Raw genomic sequence first — 18,651 nt, 5'->3', positions numbered from 1 at the left:
CGGCTATCCCATATCGAATATACGAAGCATAAGTGCACGCATTATGAATAACAAGTGCATATATGACTTTGGAGGAGCCCCCACTTGGACGATTCCATCGCCGTCGCGCCGGAGCAGTTGGTGCAGCGTCACGCGCAACCGGGCAGGTCGCTGCTAGCGGTACTGCACGCCATTCAGGATGAACTCGGCTACGTGCCGCCCGACACGGTTGCGCCTCTCGCGCGTGCCATGAATCTGTCGCGCGCGGAAGTGCATGGCGTCATCACTTACTACCACCACTTCCGCACGCAGCCCGCGGCGCCCGTCACGGTGCAACTGTGCCGCGCCGAAGCATGCCGCAGCATGGGCACCGAGGCGCTCGCGCAGCATATCGAGGCGCACACCGGCTGCCGTTTTGACGCGGAGCATCGGCATGGTGAGACGGTCGAACTGGAATCGGTCTACTGCCTCGGACAATGCGCGCTGTCGCCGGCGATGATGGTCAACGGCACGCTCCACGCGAAAGTGACGCCGCAGAAATTCGACGCGCTCTTCGCCGCCGCCAGCAAATGCGTGGAGGTCACGGCATGACGCGCATATACGTACCCTGCGATTCGTCGGCGCTTGCGCTCGGCGCCGATGCACTAGCTCAAGCGATCGAATCCGAAGCCGCGCGTCGCGGCATTGCAATCGAACTGGTTCGCAACGGTTCGCGCGGGTTGCTGTGGCTTGAACCGCTCGTCGAAGTTGCGACGGCTGAAGGCCGCGTCGGCTATGCGAACGTCGAAGAGAGCGACGTTGCCGCGCTGTTCGACGCCGGCTTTATCGAAGGTGGCGAGCACGCCCGCCGTGTCGGTGTAGTCGATGACATCCCGTATCTGAAGAAGCAGCAGCGTCTGACCTTCGCGCGGATCGGCATCACGGATCCGCTGTCCGTCGACGATTACGTCGCCCACGGTGGCCTCGAAGGTCTCAAGCAAGCCCTGCAAACCGACGGCGACGCCGCCTGCGAAGCGCTGATCGAATCCGGCCTGCGCGGCCGCGGCGGTGCAGCCTTCCCTGCCGGCATCAAATGGCGCACGGTGCGCGGCGCCAAAGCGGCGCAGAAATACATCGTCTGCAATGCGGACGAAGGCGACTCCGGCACCTTCTCCGACCGCCTCGTGATGGAAAGCGATCCGTACGTGCTGATCGAAGGGATGATCATCGCGGGCGTCGTGACCGGCGCGACAGTCGGCTACATCTACGTGCGCAGCGAATATCCGCACTCGATCGCGACGCTCGAAGCCGCGATCGCGAAAGCACGCGCCGCCGGTTGGCTCGGCGATAGCGTGCTCGGCTCGGCGGCGCATCGCTTCGAACTGTTCGTCGCGAAGGGCGCAGGCGCCTATGTCTGCGGCGAGGAAACCGCGCTGCTCGAATCGCTCGAAGGCAAACGCGGCATTGTGCGCGCGAAGCCGCCGGTGCCGGCGCTAGTCGGCCTCTACGGCCAGCCGACCGTGATCAACAACGTCATCACACTCGCGACGGTGCCGATCATCTTCGCGCGTGGCGCTGCTTTCTATAAAGATTTCGGCATGGGCCGTTCGCGTGGCACGCTGCCGTTCCAGCTCGCCGGCAATGTGAAGCAAGGCGGTCTGGTCGAGTTGGCGTTCGGCGTCACGCTGCGCGAATTGCTCTATGACTATGGCAGTGGCACGGCAAGCGGACGCCCGGCGCGCGCCGTGCAAGTCGGCGGCCCGCTGGGTACGTATTTGCCGGAAAGCCAGTGGGACATCCCCATGGACTACGAAGCGTACGCGGCCGTCGGCGCGGTGGTCGGCCACGGCGGCATCGTCGTGCATGACGACACGTCGAATCTCGCCGAACTCGCGCAATACGCGATGCACTTCTGCGCGCTGGAATCGTGCGGCAAATGTACACCGTGCCGGATCGGCTCGACGCGTGGTGTCGAAGTGATCGGACGGATCCGCAACGGCGATACGTCCACGCGGCAAGTGCAGTTGCTGCGCGACCTGTGCGACACGATGGTATCCGGTTCGCTCTGCGCGATGGGCGGCATGACGCCGTTCCCGGTGTTGTCCGCGCTCGACCATTTCCCCGAAGACTTCGGTCTCGATAACGTACACGACCTCGCGCCCAAAGCGGCTGCGGCCTGACCCAGGAGCCTCACATGTCAGATGTGCTCAACTCCCCTGCCGGCGCCCCGAAGGAAGTCCCTTTGAGTGGCGGCTGCGGCTCCGGTAATTGCGCGTGCAAATCGCAAGCACAAGCGCAACGTGCGCCCCGTTCGTTCTTTGACGACACCGACTACGGCACGCCCGCGCGTCATGCCGACGTCGACGTCACGCTGGAAATCGATGGCCAGGCGGTGACGGTTCCGGCCGGCACCTCCGTAATGCGCGCCGCCGTCGAAGCCGGCGTCAACGTGCCCAAGCTCTGCGCGACCGATTCGCTCGAACCGTTCGGCTCGTGCCGTTTGTGCCTGGTCGAGATCGAAGGCAAGCGCGGCTACCCTGCTTCGTGCACGACGCCTGTCGAAGCCGGCATGAAGGTCCGCACGCAAACCGATCGTCTGCAATCGCTCCGCCGTAACGTGATGGAGTTGTACATCTCCGATCACCCGCTCGACTGCCTGACCTGTCCCGCCAACGGCGACTGCGAATTGCAGGACATGGCGGGTGTCACCGGCTTGCGCGAAGTACGCTACGGCTTTGACGGCGCGAACCATCTGAAGGACAAGAAGGACGAATCGAATCCGTACTTCACGTACGATCCATCGAAGTGCATCGTCTGCAATCGCTGCGTGCGCGCGTGTGAAGAAACGCAAGGCACGTTCGCGCTGACCATCGCCGGGCGCGGTTTCGAATCACGCGTCGCCGCGAGCGAAAACAAGCCGTTCATGGAATCGGAGTGCGTATCGTGCGGCGCGTGCGTCGCCGCGTGCCCGACCGCGACCTTGCAGGAGAAGACGGTCATTATGCTCGGCCAGTCCGAGCATTCGGTGGTCACCACGTGCGCCTATTGCGGCGTCGGCTGCTCGTTCAAGGCGGAGATGAAGGGCAACCAGGTCGTGCGGATGGTGCCGCACAAGAACGGCCAGGCCAACGAAGGCCACGCGTGTGTGAAGGGCCGCTTCGCCTGGGGCTACGCGACGCACAAGGACCGCATCACCAAGCCGATGATCCGCGCGAAAATCACGGATCCGTGGCGTGAAGTCAGCTGGGAAGAAGCGCTCACGTACGCGGCGTCGGAATTCCGCCGCATTCAGGCGAAGCACGGCCGCGATTCGATCGGCGGTATTACGTCGTCGCGCTGCACGAACGAAGAAACGTATCTCGTACAGAAGCTCGTGCGCGCCGCGTTCGGCAACAACAACGTCGACACCTGCGCACGTGTGTGCCATTCGCCGACCGGCTACGGTCTGAAGACCACACTCGGCGAATCGGCCGGTACGCAAACCTTCGCCTCGGTCGACAAGGCGGACGTCATCATGGTGATCGGCGCGAATCCGACCGACGGCCACCCGGTGTTCGGCTCACGTATGAAGCGCCGTATCCGTGAAGGCGCGAAGCTGATCGTCGTCGATCCGCGCCGCATCGATATCGTCGATACGCCGCACGTCAAGGCCTCGCATCATCTGCAATTGCGTCCTGGCACCAACGTGGCAGTGGTCAATGCGCTTGCGCATGTGATCGTGACCGAAGGCTTGCTGAACGAAGCGTTCATCGCCGAGCGCTGCGAAACGCGCGCGTTCGAGCAATGGCGTGCGTTCGTCGCCCTGCCCGAGAACGCGCCGGAAGCGACGGAGGAACTCACCGGCGTGCCCGCCGCGTCCATCCGCGAAGCCGCGCGCATCTATGCCACCGGCGGCAACGCCGCGATCTATTACGGCCTCGGCGTGACCGAACACGCGCAAGGCTCGACGATGGTGATGGGCATCGCGAATCTGGCGATGGCCACCGGCAACATCGGCCGCGAAGGTGTCGGCGTGAACCCGCTGCGTGGCCAGAACAACGTGCAGGGTTCGTGCGACATGGGCTCGTTCCCGCACGAACTGCCGGGCTATCGCCACATCAGCGATTCGATCACGCGTGCGTTGTTCGAGGAAGCATGGAACGTCACGCTACAGCCCGAACCGGGCCTGCGCATTCCGAATATGTTCGACGCCGCCGTGCACGGCACCTTTAAGGGCCTGTACTGCCAGGGCGAAGACATCGTGCAATCCGATCCGAACACGCATCACGTGTCGGCCGCGCTGTCTTCGATGGAATGCATCGTCGTGCAGGACATTTTCCTCAACGAGACCGCGAAGTACGCGCACGTGCTGCTGCCGGGCTCGTCGTTCCTCGAAAAGGACGGTACCTTCACCAACGCGGAACGTCGCATCTCGCGCGTGCGCAAGGTGATGCCGCCGGTGCCGGGTTACGCCGACTGGGAAGTCACAGTGATGCTCGCGCGCGCGCTCGGTTATGAAATGGACTACGCGCATCCGTCGCAGATCATGGACGAGATCGCACGTCTCACGCCGACCTTCCATGGTGTGTCGTACAAGAAGCTCGACGAACTCGGCAGCATCCAGTGGCCATGCAACGAGAACGCGCCCGACGGTACGCCGACCATGCACATCGACACCTTCGTGCGCGGCAAGGGCAAGTTCGTGATCACGAAGTTCATTGCCACGCCGGAAAAGGTCACGCGCAAGTTCCCGCTGCTGCTCACCACGGGCCGCATCCTGTCGCAGTACAACGTCGGCGCACAGACGCGCCGCACCGAGAATTCGCGCTGGCATGACGAAGACCGTCTCGAGATCCATCCACACGACGCGGAAGAACGCGGTATCAGGAATGACGATTGGGTCGGCATCGAATCGCGCGCGGGACAAACCGTGTTGCGCGCGAAGGTGACCGAGCGGATGCAGCCGGGTGTCGTCTACACGACGTTCCACTTCCCCGAGTCGGGCGCGAACGTGATCACCACCGATAGCTCGGACTGGGCCACCAACTGTCCCGAGTACAAGGTGACGGCGGTGCAGGTGATGCCGGTCGAACAGCCGTCGCAATGGCAGCAGGACTATTCGCGCTTCAACACGGAGCAGCTCGATCTGCTGAAGCAGCGCGAGTTGGCCAACGCAACGTCGGGTAAGTGAGGCAAGCCATGGACAATCAGAATCTGATCGACATGGCGAACCGGATCGGCGACTTTTTCGATTCGATGCCGGACCGTGAGGAAGCGCTCGCCGGCATCGCCGATCATATCCGCCGCTTCTGGGAGCCGCGCATGCGGCGCGCTTTGCTGGCGGCGCTCGATGAGCCGGATGCGAGCGGTATCGAGATGTCGGGCATCGTCAGGGAAGCGCTCGTCAAGCATCGTGACAGCTTGACGCCGGCTGCGGCGGCTGCGGTTTAAGCGAAGGCTGGTCAGCAGGCGGATACGACGCGCGCGAGGCGTGTTCGTGCCAGCGCCTCTTCACAGCGCCGCCTGCTCCGGTATCACGCCGCCCACTGCGAACCACGCTTCGCAGTGCCGCAGCAAGCCGTGCAGGTCGGACCCGGTACGGCCGCGCGCGCTGATGTAGCCGTCCGGCCGCACCAGATAGAACGACGGCCGTGTGCGCCCATACGATTCGGACAGCGCCGGACCGCCCTCGCCGCTCGTATCGGTCACGCGCCAGATGCGCACCGCGCCCGGCAACAATCGCTCGATTTCCACAGCCAGCCGCTCCAGTTCCGGGTCCGGCGGCGGTGCGTGCTTCGCGGCCGGATCAAGCGGTGTGTCGTCCACTGCGAGCGGCGGGACCAGCAGGAACAACGAGAAGAACGCCGGATCGTGCAGATCGAAAATGCAACCGACGCCCGGCGCACGGCCAAGTGGCCCATCCACTACGTGCACCAACGCATCCGGCGCGCGCTCGCCGGCACGCGGGCCGCCGTCGAGCAGACGTTCAAGCGTTAGCGGGCTGCGCCGATACTGGACCGACAACTCGCTGATCGTCATACGCGCCGCATCGCGCAGCGGGCCGAGCGCGGCCAGCACCGGCATCACGCGCTCGCGCAGCAGCTTCAGCGGTCCATGATCGGCCTCGGCCATATGCGTGATGAAGCCCGTTTGCCGCAGCACGTCGCGTTCGATCGGATGCCGTTCATTGTGGTACGTGTCGAGCAGACGGTCAGGCGCCGCGCCTTTCAGAACGCGCGCGATCTTCCAGCCGAGATTGAACGCTTCCTGAATGCCCGTGTTCATTCCTTGCGCGCCGGCCGGGCTGTGTACGTGAGCCGCGTCCCCGGCGAGGAAGATGCGGCCTACACGCAGCCGATCCACCATTCTGCTGTTCAGATGAAAATACGACGACCATGCCAGGTCCGACACGTCGACGCGTTCCCGCACGCGCCGGGTGATCAGCGCCTTGCATTCTTCGAGCGACGGCGGCGAGACGTGGTTGAGCGGCGGCTCGCCGAGCACCGCGGGCGTGGCCGGCGGCGGGACCGGGGTCGGTTCGACCGGATGGTCCGCAATCAGACGATGACGGCCATGACCCATCGGAAACAGCGCGACGAGACCCTCGCCCGACGCGAAGATATGGAATTCGTCCTCGGGCCAATCGGTTTCGGCATGCACATCGGCCAGCAGGAACGTCTGCTCGAAGGTGCTGCCCGCAAAGCTCAAACCGAGCCGATGGCGGATCGTGCTATGCGCGCCGTCAGCCGCGATCACGTACGACGGGCGCAGAGTCTCGGTATGGCCGTCCGCGCGGCGCAGCGTCACCTGAATGCTGGCGGAACCCTGCACGAACATCATCAGCTCAACGCCGCGTTCGACTGTCACGCCGAGCGTCGCGAGATGCTCCGTCAGCAAACGTTCGGTTACGGATTGATCGAGAAACAGCAGATAGGGATAGCGCGTGCGCAACGGATCGAAATCGAGGCGCGCGAGACGCATGCCATTGGAAAAAAGATTGGCGATGCGCGCGCGATGACCGAGGTCGAGAAACGGCTCGATCAGGCGGTGCTGTTCAAACAGTTCGAGCGTGCGCGCCTGAATGCCGATGGCCCGTGAATACGGGTTCGGTTGCAGCGCTTTGTCGATCAGACGCACGGGGATGTGGGCACGCGCCAGACTCATTGCCGCGGCGAGTCCAGTCGGACCCGCCCCAACGATCAGCACCGGCGACGCATCGTGTGCGGCAGCGTCCATGCGGGACTCCGGAGACAACAGACCGTTCTAGTGTACGCCGCCGATAAGCCGCTCAACGGTGCGCTGCATCAATCGTGGGAATGATCCATCGCGCATCGGTGCTCGGTGGTGCCGAGATCGACTTGCAGCGTAGCGTGCTGCATCGAAAAACGTTCGCGCAGAGTGACGACGATGGCGTCGATCGACTCGTCGCCGGGGTGACCTGCCGGCATCACCAGATGCGCGCTGAGCGCGTTGCCGGTAGTCGACAAGGCCCAGACGTGCAGGTCGTGCACGTCGGTGACGCCAGGCTGTCCGGCGAGATAGTCGCGGATATCCTGCAGACTGACGCCTGGCGGCACGGCGTCGAGCGCCATGCGCACCGAATCGCGCAGCAGTCCCCACGTGCCGACTACCACCACCGCGACCACGAAGAGGCTCATCACCGGGTCGAGCCACGTCCAGTTGGTGTAGAGAATCACGAGGCCGCTGATCGCGACCGCGGCCGAGATGGCGGCGTCCGCGGCCATATGCAGGAACGCGCCGCGAATGTTCAGATCTTCCTTCTGGCCGCGCATGAAGAGCCACGCCGAGAAGCCGTTCACGACCACGCCGACCGTCGCGACGACGAACACCACCAGCCCTGCGACGGGTGCCGGATTCATCAGGCGCCCGATTGCCTCGGCGACGATCACGCCGCACGCGAACAACAGCAGCCCCGCGTTGGCGAGTGACGCCAGGATCGACGAACTGCCATAGCCGAAGGTGTAGCGTGCTGACGGACGACGCGCGACCAGCCAGGTTGCGCCCCAGGCGAGCAGCAGGCCGAGCACGTCGGAGAGATTGTGGCCGGCGTCGGCGAGCAGCGCGGTGGAATGCGCGATCACGCCGTAGACGGCTTGAACCACCACGATTGCTACGTTCAGCCCGACGGCGAGTGCGAACGCGCGGCCGTGGCCTGGGGCGGGTGCGTGGGCGTGGCTGTGACCGCTGTGGTTGTGGCTGTGGCCGGCGTGGCTGCCGTGGGCGTGGTCGCTGTGACTATGGTCGGCGTGGCTGTCGTGGTTGTGGGCGGCGTGGCTGCTATGACCGTCGACGCTGTGGCTGTGGTCCGCGCCGTGATCATGCGCGCCCTGCTCACGAATACCGTGCGTGCTTGCCTCGCGCTCATGCGCTTCGTGTCCCTGCGTGCGGTGCCCCTGCAAGCCGCTCGCACGTGCATCGTCAGCATCCGGGCGCCCTGCGCCGTGCCGAAGCTCGCCCTGATCGCGAGCATCGCCACCCTTCCCCTCGCCTTGCGCATCTTCCCCATCGATGCCATCGAATTCCCCCTCGAGCCACACCGGCGCGTGATCGTCCTCGCGCTCTTCGGCGGCCCGGTGCGGGGCGGTGATTTTCTTCATGACGGGTCCAAAGAAAATTCGCCGGCCGGCTCAGCGACATGCTCGAGCATGCCGGCCAGCATCGCGCTGATGTGGCGATCGGCGGCAAGATAGAACACCTGCTTGCCCTGCCGCTCTGCGCGCACGATCCGCGCCGCGCGCAGCAGCCGCAAATGGTGGCTCACCAGCGACGGCGACAACCCCAGCCCCTCCGCGATCGCGCCGACCGCGCGCCGCTCGTCGACGCACGCGAGCACGATGCGCAAACGCGTCGGATCGCCAAGCAGGCGGAACAGGTCGGCCAGCGGCACGATCGTCTCCACCGGGCGGTCTTCGACGCTGACGGGTGAGATAGCGGAAGCCATGGTAAGCGGCATCATTGACATACATATGAACAGGTATTCATATGTTATAGATATCGAGACAACAGGTCAATTTGGAGAGCGGCCCGGCGAGTGTGGGAAAATGCGGCCTCTGCCTCACCCGAATGCCACCCCTCCGTCATGCAACAAGTATTTGACCGCGCCTTCGCGGCGCATCGTGACGGCCGCCTCGACGACGCCGAACGCGGCTACCGCGCGACGCTCGACGGCAACCCCGTGCACGTCGATGCGTTGCACCTGCTGGGCGTCCTGCGCCACCAGCAGGGTCAGCACGCCGAAGCCGCCGAACTCGTGCGGCGCGCGGTGAACCTGCGCCCGGAAGACGCCGCGCTGCAGCTGAACCTCGGCAATGCGCTGAAGGCGCTCGGCCAGATCGACGACGCCATCGAACAGTTCCGCAATGCGCTCACGCTGGCGCCGTCATTCCCGATGGCGCACTACAACCTGGGCAATGCGTACGCGTCGGTGGGCCGCCACGAAGACGCCGCTGACGCCTTCGAGAAGTCGCTGCGCCTGCAACCGAACGACCCGTCTTCGCATAACAATCTCGGCAATGCATTGCACGCGCTCGGCCGGCATACGGAGGCGATCGCGTCGTTCCAGCGCGCGCTCGAACTGCGCCCTGGGCATGCGGGTGCGCTCAACAACATGGGCATGTCGCTGAACGCGCTCGACCGTGCGGACGAGGCGATCCCGCGATTTCAGGCCGCACTGGCAGCCGAACCGCGCTTCGTCGCCGCGCACTTCAATCTCGCCAATACGCTCGACGCCACCGGCCGCCACGCAGAAGCGGTTGCCTCTTTCCAGACAGCGCTCGCCCTGCAGCCGAACCTGCCGCCCACCATCTTCGGGCTCGGCAACGCGCTCGCGGCGCTGGGACGCCCTGCGCAAGCGCTGCCGTATCTCGAGCGCGCAGTGGGTCTCGATCCGCAGTTCGCGCTCGCATGGCTGAGTCTCGGCACCGCACACCAGGCACTGGGCGCGCATGCCGCTGCAGTGCGGGCCTTCGATCAGGCGCTGCGCTTGCGCCCCGATCTCGCCTCCGCGCACATGAACCGCGCGCTGGCCTGGCTCGCGCTGCGCGATTTCGCGCGTGGGCTGCCGGAATACGAATGGCGGCTGCAAACCACCGCGCATCCGGTCATTCAGACGTTGCCGCGCTGGCACGGCGAGCCGATCGAACAACGCACGCTCCTCGTTCATGCCGAACAGGGTTTCGGCGATACCTTGCAATTCGTGCGCTTCGTGCCACTGGCCGCACAGCGTGCCGCGCGCGTTGTGCTCGAAGTGCAACCGCAACTGCTGCCGCTGCTTGCACCGGCAGCACAAGCGTGGCGCGTGACACTGATCGTCCAGGGCACACCGCGTCCAGCGGCGGATCTGCAATGCCCGCTGCTGAGCTTGCCGCTCGCGCTCGGCACAACCTACGACACGATTCCCGATCGCACGCCCTACCTCAGCGCGCCGCCGGCTTATGGCCGCAAATGGCGCGGCTCGCTCGGCGGTCACGCAAAGCGCAAGATCGGCATCGCGTGGTCAGGACGCATCCAGCAGAACGAAACCCGTTCGATGCCGCTCGCCGCGCTCGCTCCGCTGTTCGCGCTCGAAGGGATCGACTGGATCGTGCTGCAACCTGAACTGAGCGCCGAGGAACACGCGGCGCTCGACGCGCATCCGCATGCGGCGTCGATTCATCGCTTCGATAAGCGGATCGGCGATTTTGCGGATACCGCGGCGATCATCGAGCGGCTCGACGCGGTCGTGTCGATCGATACGTCGATCGCTCACCTAGCCGGCGCCCTGAAAAAACCGCTATGGCTGATGCTGCCGTTCGCTGCGGATTGGCGCTGGTTCGTCGGCGAGTCGCGCAGTCCGTGGTATCCGGGCGTAACGCTGTTGCGCCAGCCGCAACCCGGCGAATGGGGCGACGTGGTGGAGGCAGTGGCTAACGAATTGCGCCGCGGCTAACTGGGCCGGATTCAGCGAATTCGGTGCCGACGCAACGCTCAAGAAAAAACCCCGCGCTCTCACGAGCGCGGGGTTTTTGTTTGTCCGGGTGAACGGTGACGCTTAAGCCGCGCGATACTGATTGCGCGACTCCGGCGTGCGATACAGCACCAGCGTCGCGATCAGTCCGCAAATCGCCGCCACGCCCAGGAACAGGCCAGGCGCGGCCTTGTTGCCGGTGGTGTGAATCAGCAAGGTGGAGATGGCCGGCGTGAAGCCGCCGATCGTCGTAGCCAGGCTGTAGGCCAGCGAGAAGCCGGCGGTCCGCACTTCGACCGGCATCACTTCGGTCAGCGCCACCACCATCGCTCCGTTGTAGCTGCCGTACAGGAACGACAACCACAGCTCGACTGCCAGAAGGCGAGCAAACGACGGGTCGGCGACCAGCCATTGCAGCGCCGGGTATGCGGTGATGATCGTCAGGATCGTGAAGGCGATCAGCACCGGACGGCGGCCGACGCGATCCGACAACGCGCCCGCGAGCGGCAGCCAGATCAGGTTCGACAAACCAATACAGACAGTGACGACGAGCGTATCGATCGACGACAGCTTCAGCACTTCCTTGCCGAAGGTCGGTGTGTAGGCCGTGATCATGTAGAACGACACGGTGGTCATGATGACCATGCCCATACCGCCCAGCACGATGCCCCAGTTCGCGGCCATCGTCTTCATGATCTCGCCCATGCTCGGACGATGCTTGCGCGCTTTGAACTCCTCGGTTTCCTGCAACGAACGGCGGATCAGGAACAGGAACGGCACGATCAGGCAGCCGATCAGGAACGGCACGCGCCAGCCCCAGGCGGTCATCTGGTCAGCCGGCAGCACTTTGTTGAGCACCACGCCGATCAGCGCGGCGAACACCACGGCAACCTGCTGGCTGCCCGACTGCCATGCGCAATAGAAGCCCTTGTTGCCCTTGGAGGCGATCTCCGAGAGGTAGACCGACACGCCGCCCAGTTCGACCCCGGCGGAGAAGCCTTGCAATAGCCGGCCGCCCAGCACTAGCACGGGCGCTAGCACGCCGATGGTCGCGTAGCCTGGTATCGACGCGACCGTGAGGGTACCGAGCGCCATCAGCCCGAGGGTGAGGATCAGGCCTTTGCGCCGGCCGTGATGGTCGATGTAAGCGCCCAGCACGATTGCGCCAAGCGGCCGCATCAGGAAGCCCGCGCCGAATACCGACAGCGACAGCATCAGCGAGGCGAATTCGTTACCACTTGGGAAATAGGTCTTGGCAATCGCGGACGCGTAATAGCCGTAGACCATGAAGTCGTACATCTCAAGAAAGTTGCCGCTGACCACGCGGAAAACTGTCTTGAACTTGGATTCTTCGGATGAGGAAGTGGCGTGTGACGCAGTAGACATGACATTCTCTGATAAGCCTGTCGCCACGCAGACGGGCGGCGCTCAGGCAGTTGAAACGATCCACTGCGTTCGGCAAGCGGATGCCGCGGGCAACTCAATTATTAGAACGCGCCGGGGGCGCTGCATTTTCATGCTGAACACATTTGCATGGTATCAGGGTAAACGTTGTGAAATACCGGGAACCCGCAACACGTAATGTTACCGTTCCTGGCGCTGTCGCGTATTCCATACAGTTTCATTACAGTCAACATCTGCTCACCCTTGCGGTAGACTTTTCGCAGACAGGCCATTCCCGTTGACCACCATCCCGATGCAAACCTCCCACGCACTTTCACTGCGCCCTGCGACCCTCGCGGATGCGGCGCTGATCGCTTCGATTCATAGCGCCAGCTGGCAGGCGACCTATCGCGGCCTGCTGCCGGACGCGTTCCTCGACGGCGAGGTGACGCGGGAGCGCGCCGCTTATTGGGAAGCGCGCCTGCGCGCACCGGGCGGCGAGCGCCGCATCGTCCTGATCGCCGAACTCGCGGACGAGCCAATCGGTTTTGTCTGCGTAGAACGGCAGCCGGAATCAGCGTGGGGCGTCCTGCTCGACAACCTGCATGCGCTGCCTGGGCACCAGGGCATCGGCGCTGGCAAGCTGCTGATGCGTGCTGCCGAAGAGTGGGCGCGCGCGCAAGGCGAGACGCAGTTGTATCTCTACGTGCTCGAAGGCAACACACCGGCGATCGGCTTTTATGAACGGCAAGGCTGGCAGTTCGTCGGCGCCGAACCGGATCATATGGGCGGCGTGGATATTACTGCGTTGCGCTATGTGTACCGGCTGGATCGATGAGGTACGTGCGCCTGGTTTGATCGTCATCCAACGCGGGGCGCAAAAAAACAAAACCCCACGCTCCGAAAAACGTGGGGTTGATCAACAGTCTGAGCCCGGCCCTTCATGGCCGTGCTTTTTTACGCTCTTACGCCTACTTCTGTGTCGGCAATCCGAACTCGGTCTGCCGCTGCAACTGCATCACTTCGCCCTGTACCTGACGCAACTGCGCCTGTGCCTTTTCCTTTTCCGCGCGCAGCGCCGCCGCCTCGCCTTGCGCCTGCCGCTGGTAGTCGTTGACCTTGGCCTGCTGCGTGCGCGCGACATCGAGATCGGCCTGCAAGCGCTTCGCGCGTTCTTCCGATAACGCGATGATGTCTTCGATATACGCCTTCTGCGCCCGCAACTGCGTACGGCGAATCTCGACGTCCGCGAGTTGCGCCGTCTGCTGGACGAAACCTGCATAGACCGCTTCGGCACGGCCTACGTCTTCCGACTTGATTACGCGCCAGAAATGTTTGTCCTGAAAAAGCGCGACGTAGTACGTCATTTCCTGCGGATAGAAAAACAGACTCGCGCCGTAGCTGCCGTTATATGTGGTGCGCAATTCGCTCAGCTTCGCTTCGTGAATCATCTGCATCAGTTCGGCGACATTGCCTTGTGCATCGCTGACGGTAGCCGGTGTGGCGGATGCCGCGCTACGCAGCGCAGCGGCGACCGGTTGCGGCGTGAGCGTGTTGATGGCCGGCCGCGTGCCGACCAGTGGCGCGGTCTCGTCGCTTTGCGCTGCCAGTACGAAACCACCATGCTGCAACAGCGCACACGAGGCCGCGAGCAACATGGCGCGCCGTACAATTAAGGGGTACTTCATACGTGCATGCTCCATGCAAATCCAAAACAGCCTTGGATTATCGCGCGGATTAGCCGTCAAGCGAAGCATTCAAGTGTCTCGCTGACGGACTTTAAATCGAGATAAATCGATAACGAATGATTTGGCCGGATGGACGTATCCGTCGCGAAATAAAAGATTTCAGATAAGACAAAAACGCAACGATTTGACTCGCGCATGACGTCGTACAGACGTTTCCCAATCTGCATGGCGTTCGCGCGAATCCAACATCAAGAAGAGCAGAAATATGGCGATAGGTAGCGCGACAACGAGCCGCCGCCGAACATGGCAGCGGCTCGTGACTATCGTGCTTGAAAGACCGGACGCGAAACTCGAAAGCGCGGCTTAAAGGCGCGCCCTTAAAACCGCGTTTCGCGCGCCACCCGCAGGAAGGTATCGAGCAACGGCGTGCAATCGAGCAGCTCCGGACCACCCGCGCGATGAAACTCCGGGTGCCACTGCACGCCCATCACAAACGGCGCACGCCGATAGCGCACAGCCTCGATGATGCCGTCCGACGCCGACACCGCCTCGATATTCAGATCGCGGCCAATGGTCTTGACCGCCTGATGGTGAATCGAGTTGACGATCGCCTCGCGCCGGCCCGGGAACATATTGGCCAGCGTCGAGCCATCCGGGAAATGAATGCTGTGCCGATGCTGATCGTAGTTCTCGTTGACGTGCGCGCCGGCAGTCGGCACATCAGTGGCGATGTCCTGATACAAGGTGCCGCCGAACGCCACGTTGATCAACTGGCAACCACGGCACACGCCGAGCACCGGCTTGCCCGACTCGATGAACTCATGCAGCAGCTCAAGTTCGTACATGTCGCGCACGCGGTCGCCCGGCCACTCGGGACTCGTCGCCTGTTCCGCGTACGATTGCGGCGAGACGTCCGCGCCGCCTTGCAGCAGCAGACCGTCGAGATGCTTCGCGTAGTCGCGCAAACGGATATTGCTCGGGTGCAGCATGCCCTGATGGCCGACCGTCGGAATCATGAACACCAGTACATCGCGCGACATCACCCAGTGCGCAATCGATTCCTCGAGGTATTGCAGCGTCTTGCCTCGAAGTCCCTTCGCGCCCGGTTCCGGGTGAAAGATACGCGCCGACACGCCGATGCGCAGCGTGCGCTGCGTGATCCGTTGGCCCGCGCGATCGAACAGCTGACGCGCGCGCGCCGCGATGATGCGGCCGAACACGGTCCACGCCGAATCGCTTTGCTTCAGATAGCGCGGCGGCGAAGGCGGCAACGCATTCGGCGGCGGCGGGTTCGTTGCGGTGAAGTCAGGCGCGGCGCCGAAACCCGGCGGCGGCGAGCCGGCTCGACGGGCGCCAGCGGCCGCTTCTTCCGCTTTCTCCTCGTTTGCGGTGAGGGCAGCTTCGTCGGCCGGAGCGCTCAATTCACCGGCGAGCGGTTCGCTGCTCCCGAGCGTGCTGGGGCGTGTAACGGGACTCTTGTAGACCTGTCCCGCCTTGCGTGCCGCGCGCTCGTGAACCTCGGCCTCCTGCTGAGCAGTCGATGCAGCCGCTGAACTGCGTGCTTCAGCCGCGTCGCGTTGCCGCGCCGTTTGCGCATCGGTGGGGGTGACGGTGGATGCGCTGTCAGGGTCGTCGGTCGACGATCTCGCCGCGGCCTCCTCGGCAGCAGGCGATGCAGCCGACGGCGTGACTACGTCCTTGATCGGCGACTGGATGGAATCTTCGTGGGAAAGCGGTAACGTGACCGCCGGCTCAGGCGGCAAGACGTCGGACTTCGACGCGCCGGGAGTTGCGCCGGACGGTGTTGACGACGTCGAGGGCGTTGGCGTCGCCGAAGGCGACGATGGGCTGCCGGGCTTACCGGCGTTTTCAGGTTTGTTTTCGCTCATGACAGTCAGACAGGCGCCTTCCACGCGAACGAATGAATATGCCCTGATTATCCGCTAGCGCGGCAAGCCCGGCAAACCCGCACACAATTGCTCACATTGTTGCGATTCAAGACACAGATCGTCTAACTTAGGGATCCGGCTGTTCTTCGAACGTTTCGCGCAGGGCGATCTGCATTGCCGCGTGGATTTTCACGCACCAGCGCCACACCAGCGCCAACAGTAACGCAGCGCACACCAGCACCACGGTCAGGAGGCCCGTCGGCGGCAAGATGCTGCTGGAGAGCGCCGCGACCAGCAAAAACACGCCGACCATCGAGACCACCGGCACCAGATCGGAGATCGCGTAACGAATCGCACTGGTGAAACGTCCCGCCGTCGCCGGCTGCACGCTCACTTCGGCGAGCAGCAACGCAAGCGACTTGGTCTTGCGATAGACCGCGACCAGGAACGGCATCGACAGCACCAGCGCGATGCTCCACAGCACGACGCGCTGCATCGGCTCGGAGCTCACCCAGTGCGCGAGCAAGGTGCTGGTGTGAGGCGCGCTATACGACACGATCAGGAAGATCGCCGCAACCAGCGCGAGATTGACGGCGATCTGCAGAATGATCCGCCGCGTCATGCTGAACAGCGTCGGCTCGCCGGTTCCCGTGCTCAAACTACGTAGCCACTGCCCGTACATGCCGAACACGTTGACGAGCGTGCGTGGCATCGCCTGCCCGAGACGCTGCGTCAGCGGATCGGCGGCACGAATTAGATATGGCGTGAAAAGCGTGGTCAACGCGGAGACGGCCACCGCGATCGGATACAGAAACGCGCTCGTCACCTTCAAGGTGAGACCGAGCGACGCGATGATGAACGAGAACTCGCCGATCTGCGAAACGGTCATGCCGACCCGCATCGCCGTGCGCCCATCCTTGCCCGCGAGAAAAGTTCCGAGTCCGCACGACACGATCTTGCCGATGATCACCGCTACCGTAATCACCGCAATCGGCCAGGCATAGTCGACCAACACGGCCGGGTTCAGCATCAGGCCGATCGTCACGAAGAAGATCGCGGAAAAGGCGTCGCGCAGCGGCGCGATCAGGTGCTCGATCCGATGCAGATGGCGCGACTCGGCCATGATCGCGCCGATCAGGAACGCGCCGAGCGCAATGCTGTAATCGAGCTTCACCACCAGCAGACAGAAGCCGAAGCAGAAGCCGAGCACCGAGACCAGTAGCATCTCGTCGCTCTTGGCGCGCGCCACGTAGTTCAACGCGCGCGGCACGAGCAGAATGCCCACCACCAACGACACCGTCATGAAGAGCAACAACTTGCCAAGTGTCACGACGGCGACGCCCGCGCTCAACTGCCCTGTCTGCGCGATGCCGGAGAGCAGCACCAGCATCGCGATGGCGAGAATATCCTCGACGATCAGAATCCCGAACACCAGTTGCGCGAAGCTCTCGCGCTTCAGGCCCAGTTCGGAGAGCGCCTTGACGATGATGGTCGTCGACGAGATCGCGAGAATCGCGCCGAGGAACAGCGAGTCCATCGAACTCCAGCCGAACGCGCTGCCAATCTCGTAGCCGATCCATAGCATCAGCACGATTTCGGAGAGCGCCGCGACGATCGCCGTCGCGCCGACCTTGAACAGCTTGCGCAGGCTGAATTCGAGTCCGAGCGAAAACATCAGGAACACCACGCCGAGTTCACCGAGCGTCTGGATGGTCTGCTCGTCGTGGATCAGCTGGAACGGCGGCGTGTACGGCCCGATGATCACGCCCGCGGCGATATAGCCCAGCACCACCGGCTGCTTCAGGCGATGGAACAGCACGGTGACGACGCCGGCGAGCGCCATCACGACCGCCAGATCCTGAATGAAGCCGATGCCGTGATGCATGGATATGTCCCTTACAAAAAGTAATGTCTCAAAAACGCAGTGTAACGTACTCGTGCGGCGCACCAAATCGCGCAAAAGCCGAAAGGACGTGGGGTTGGCCGGATCGCTAACCTTACGGCGGGGCCGTTGACCCGAAACTTTTTTGACACGCTGGACACCTGTGAAATATCACAATAATATTTGCTGCATATTTTCTTGGGAGTCGAGTGATGCAGGTGTCCTTCAATGTTGTAGATCGTTCCGGCGACAGTCGCGCCGATATCGTCGAAGTGAATCGTCTGACGATCGCCGGCTGGGCCGGGCGCGATCAGGCGGCGATCGAGCATCACATCGCCGAGCTGGCGGAACTCGGCGTGAAGCGGCCGTCGACCACGCCCTACTTCTATCGCCTCGGCGCCGAACTGCTGACGCAGGCCGAACTGATCGACGTGGTCGGCGTGAAGTCCAGCGGTGAAGCCGAGTGCGTGCTGGTGCGCTCGAAGGCGGGGCTACTCGTCACCGTCGGCTCCGACCATACCGACCGCGAAGTCGAGGCCTACGGCGTCACCGTCTCCAAACAGGTCTGCCCGAAACCGGTCGCACGCGACGCATGGCGTTTCGACGATGTCGCCGGTCACTGGGATCAACTCGAACTGCGCGCCTTCGCGGTGATAAAGAACGGCGAGCGGCGCGTCTATCAGCAAGGCAGCGTCGCGTCGCTGCTGCCGGCCGCCGATCTGCTGGAACGCGCACCCGTGGCAGAAGGCGCCGCGATGTTCTGCGGCACGCTGGCGGTACAAGGCGGCATCGTCGGGATGGCCGACGGCGACGCGCTCGAACTCGAACTGCACGACCCCGTCCTGAACCGCACACTGCGCCACGCCTATCGCGTGCACGCGTTACCTATCGTCGAATGAGGCACCC

14 protein-coding genes are annotated in these 18,651 nt (G+C 63.6%); 7 read left to right on the top strand and 7 right to left on the bottom strand.

Features of this window, described 5'->3' with window-relative positions; translation table 11 throughout:
• Window positions 1-84 precede the first annotated feature (84 nt).
• The 4 genes from M0D68_RS22265 to M0D68_RS22250 are packed head-to-tail and all read left to right on the top strand — an operon-like array spanning window position 85 to window position 5,388.
• Window positions 85-570: an NAD(P)H-dependent oxidoreductase subunit E gene (locus M0D68_RS22265; RefSeq protein WP_093639199.1), complete on the top strand. Its 486-nt coding sequence runs from the start codon at window positions 85-87 to the stop codon at window positions 568-570.
• Window positions 567-2,138: an NADH-quinone oxidoreductase subunit NuoF gene (locus M0D68_RS22260; RefSeq protein WP_200618155.1), complete on the top strand. Its 1,572-nt coding sequence runs from the start codon at window positions 567-569 to the stop codon at window positions 2,136-2,138. Before M0D68_RS22265 ends, M0D68_RS22260 begins: the two co-directional genes overlap by 4 nt.
• Before the next feature lie 14 nt (window positions 2,139-2,152).
• Window positions 2,153-5,128 carry a formate dehydrogenase subunit alpha gene (fdhF, locus tag M0D68_RS22255; protein WP_200618154.1) on the top strand — a complete coding sequence of 992 codons (2,976 nt, stop codon included), beginning with the start codon at window positions 2,153-2,155 and terminating at the stop codon, window positions 5,126-5,128.
• An 8-nt stretch (window positions 5,129-5,136) separates the two neighbouring features.
• Window positions 5,137-5,388 carry a formate dehydrogenase subunit delta gene (locus M0D68_RS22250; RefSeq protein WP_200618153.1) on the top strand — a complete coding sequence of 84 codons (252 nt, stop codon included), beginning with the start codon at window positions 5,137-5,139 and terminating at the stop codon, window positions 5,386-5,388.
• Between the two features lie 60 nt (window positions 5,389-5,448).
• On the opposite strand, the gene M0D68_RS22245 is transcribed toward M0D68_RS22250, so the two are convergent.
• From M0D68_RS22245 to M0D68_RS22235, 3 genes are all read right to left on the bottom strand, one after another.
• Window positions 5,449-7,173, bottom strand: a complete 1,725-nt coding sequence (locus M0D68_RS22245) for an FAD-dependent monooxygenase (RefSeq protein WP_200618152.1) — start codon at window positions 7,171-7,173, stop codon at window positions 5,449-5,451.
• Between the two features lie 68 nt (window positions 7,174-7,241).
• Window positions 7,242-8,555: a cation diffusion facilitator family transporter gene (locus M0D68_RS22240; protein ID WP_266225367.1), complete on the bottom strand. Its 1,314-nt coding sequence runs from the start codon at window positions 8,553-8,555 to the stop codon at window positions 7,242-7,244.
• Entirely contained in the window at window positions 8,552-8,899 is a 348-nt protein-coding gene (locus M0D68_RS22235) for a helix-turn-helix transcriptional regulator (RefSeq protein ID WP_093639183.1), read from the bottom strand. The genes M0D68_RS22240 and M0D68_RS22235 overlap by 4 nt, the downstream gene beginning before the upstream one ends.
• Before the next feature lie 138 nt (window positions 8,900-9,037).
• On the opposite strand from M0D68_RS22235, the gene M0D68_RS22230 reads away from it, so the two are divergent.
• On the top strand, window positions 9,038-10,885 hold the full coding sequence (locus M0D68_RS22230) for a tetratricopeptide repeat protein (protein WP_200618150.1): 1,848 nt from the start codon (window positions 9,038-9,040) through the stop codon (window positions 10,883-10,885).
• A gap of 102 nt (window positions 10,886-10,987) precedes the next feature.
• Here the strand turns inward: M0D68_RS22230 and M0D68_RS22225 are convergent, their stop codons facing one another.
• Window positions 10,988-12,289: an MFS transporter gene (locus tag M0D68_RS22225; RefSeq protein ID WP_200618149.1), complete on the bottom strand. Its 1,302-nt coding sequence runs from the start codon at window positions 12,287-12,289 to the stop codon at window positions 10,988-10,990.
• A 310-nt stretch (window positions 12,290-12,599) separates the two neighbouring features.
• Here M0D68_RS22225 and M0D68_RS22220 point away from each other — a divergent pair, with 310 nt between their 5' ends.
• Window positions 12,600-13,124, top strand: a complete 525-nt coding sequence (locus tag M0D68_RS22220; RefSeq protein ID WP_200618148.1) for a GNAT family N-acetyltransferase — start codon at window positions 12,600-12,602, stop codon at window positions 13,122-13,124.
• Window positions 13,125-13,257: 133 nt separating this feature from the next.
• Here M0D68_RS22220 and M0D68_RS22215 read toward each other — a convergent pair whose 3' ends face one another.
• From M0D68_RS22215 to M0D68_RS22205, 3 genes are all read right to left on the bottom strand, one after another.
• Entirely contained in the window at window positions 13,258-13,974 is a 717-nt protein-coding gene (locus M0D68_RS22215) for a DUF2968 domain-containing protein (RefSeq protein WP_200618147.1), read from the bottom strand.
• A gap of 377 nt (window positions 13,975-14,351) precedes the next feature.
• On the bottom strand, window positions 14,352-15,863 hold the full coding sequence (locus M0D68_RS22210; RefSeq protein ID WP_093639168.1) for a gamma-glutamyl-gamma-aminobutyrate hydrolase family protein: 1,512 nt from the start codon (window positions 15,861-15,863) through the stop codon (window positions 14,352-14,354).
• 127 nt (window positions 15,864-15,990) lie between these two features.
• Window positions 15,991-17,748, bottom strand: coding sequence for a cation:proton antiporter (locus M0D68_RS22205; RefSeq protein ID WP_200618146.1), 1,758 nt, complete (start codon window positions 17,746-17,748; stop codon window positions 15,991-15,993).
• A gap of 206 nt (window positions 17,749-17,954) precedes the next feature.
• Here M0D68_RS22205 and M0D68_RS22200 point away from each other — a divergent pair, with 206 nt between their 5' ends.
• Window positions 17,955-18,644 (top strand): DUF2848 domain-containing protein, encoded by a 690-nt coding sequence (locus tag M0D68_RS22200; RefSeq protein WP_200618145.1) that lies wholly within the window; start codon window positions 17,955-17,957, stop codon window positions 18,642-18,644.
• Window positions 18,645-18,651: the final 7 nt, after the last annotated feature.

The organism is Paraburkholderia sp. SEWSISQ10-3 4, from assembly GCF_030464785.1.
GTDB lineage: Bacteria > Pseudomonadota > Gammaproteobacteria > Burkholderiales > Burkholderiaceae > Paraburkholderia > Paraburkholderia aspalathi.
The sequence above is the reverse complement of the archived record's forward strand: the minus strand, read 5'-3'. Positions and strand labels throughout refer to the sequence as shown.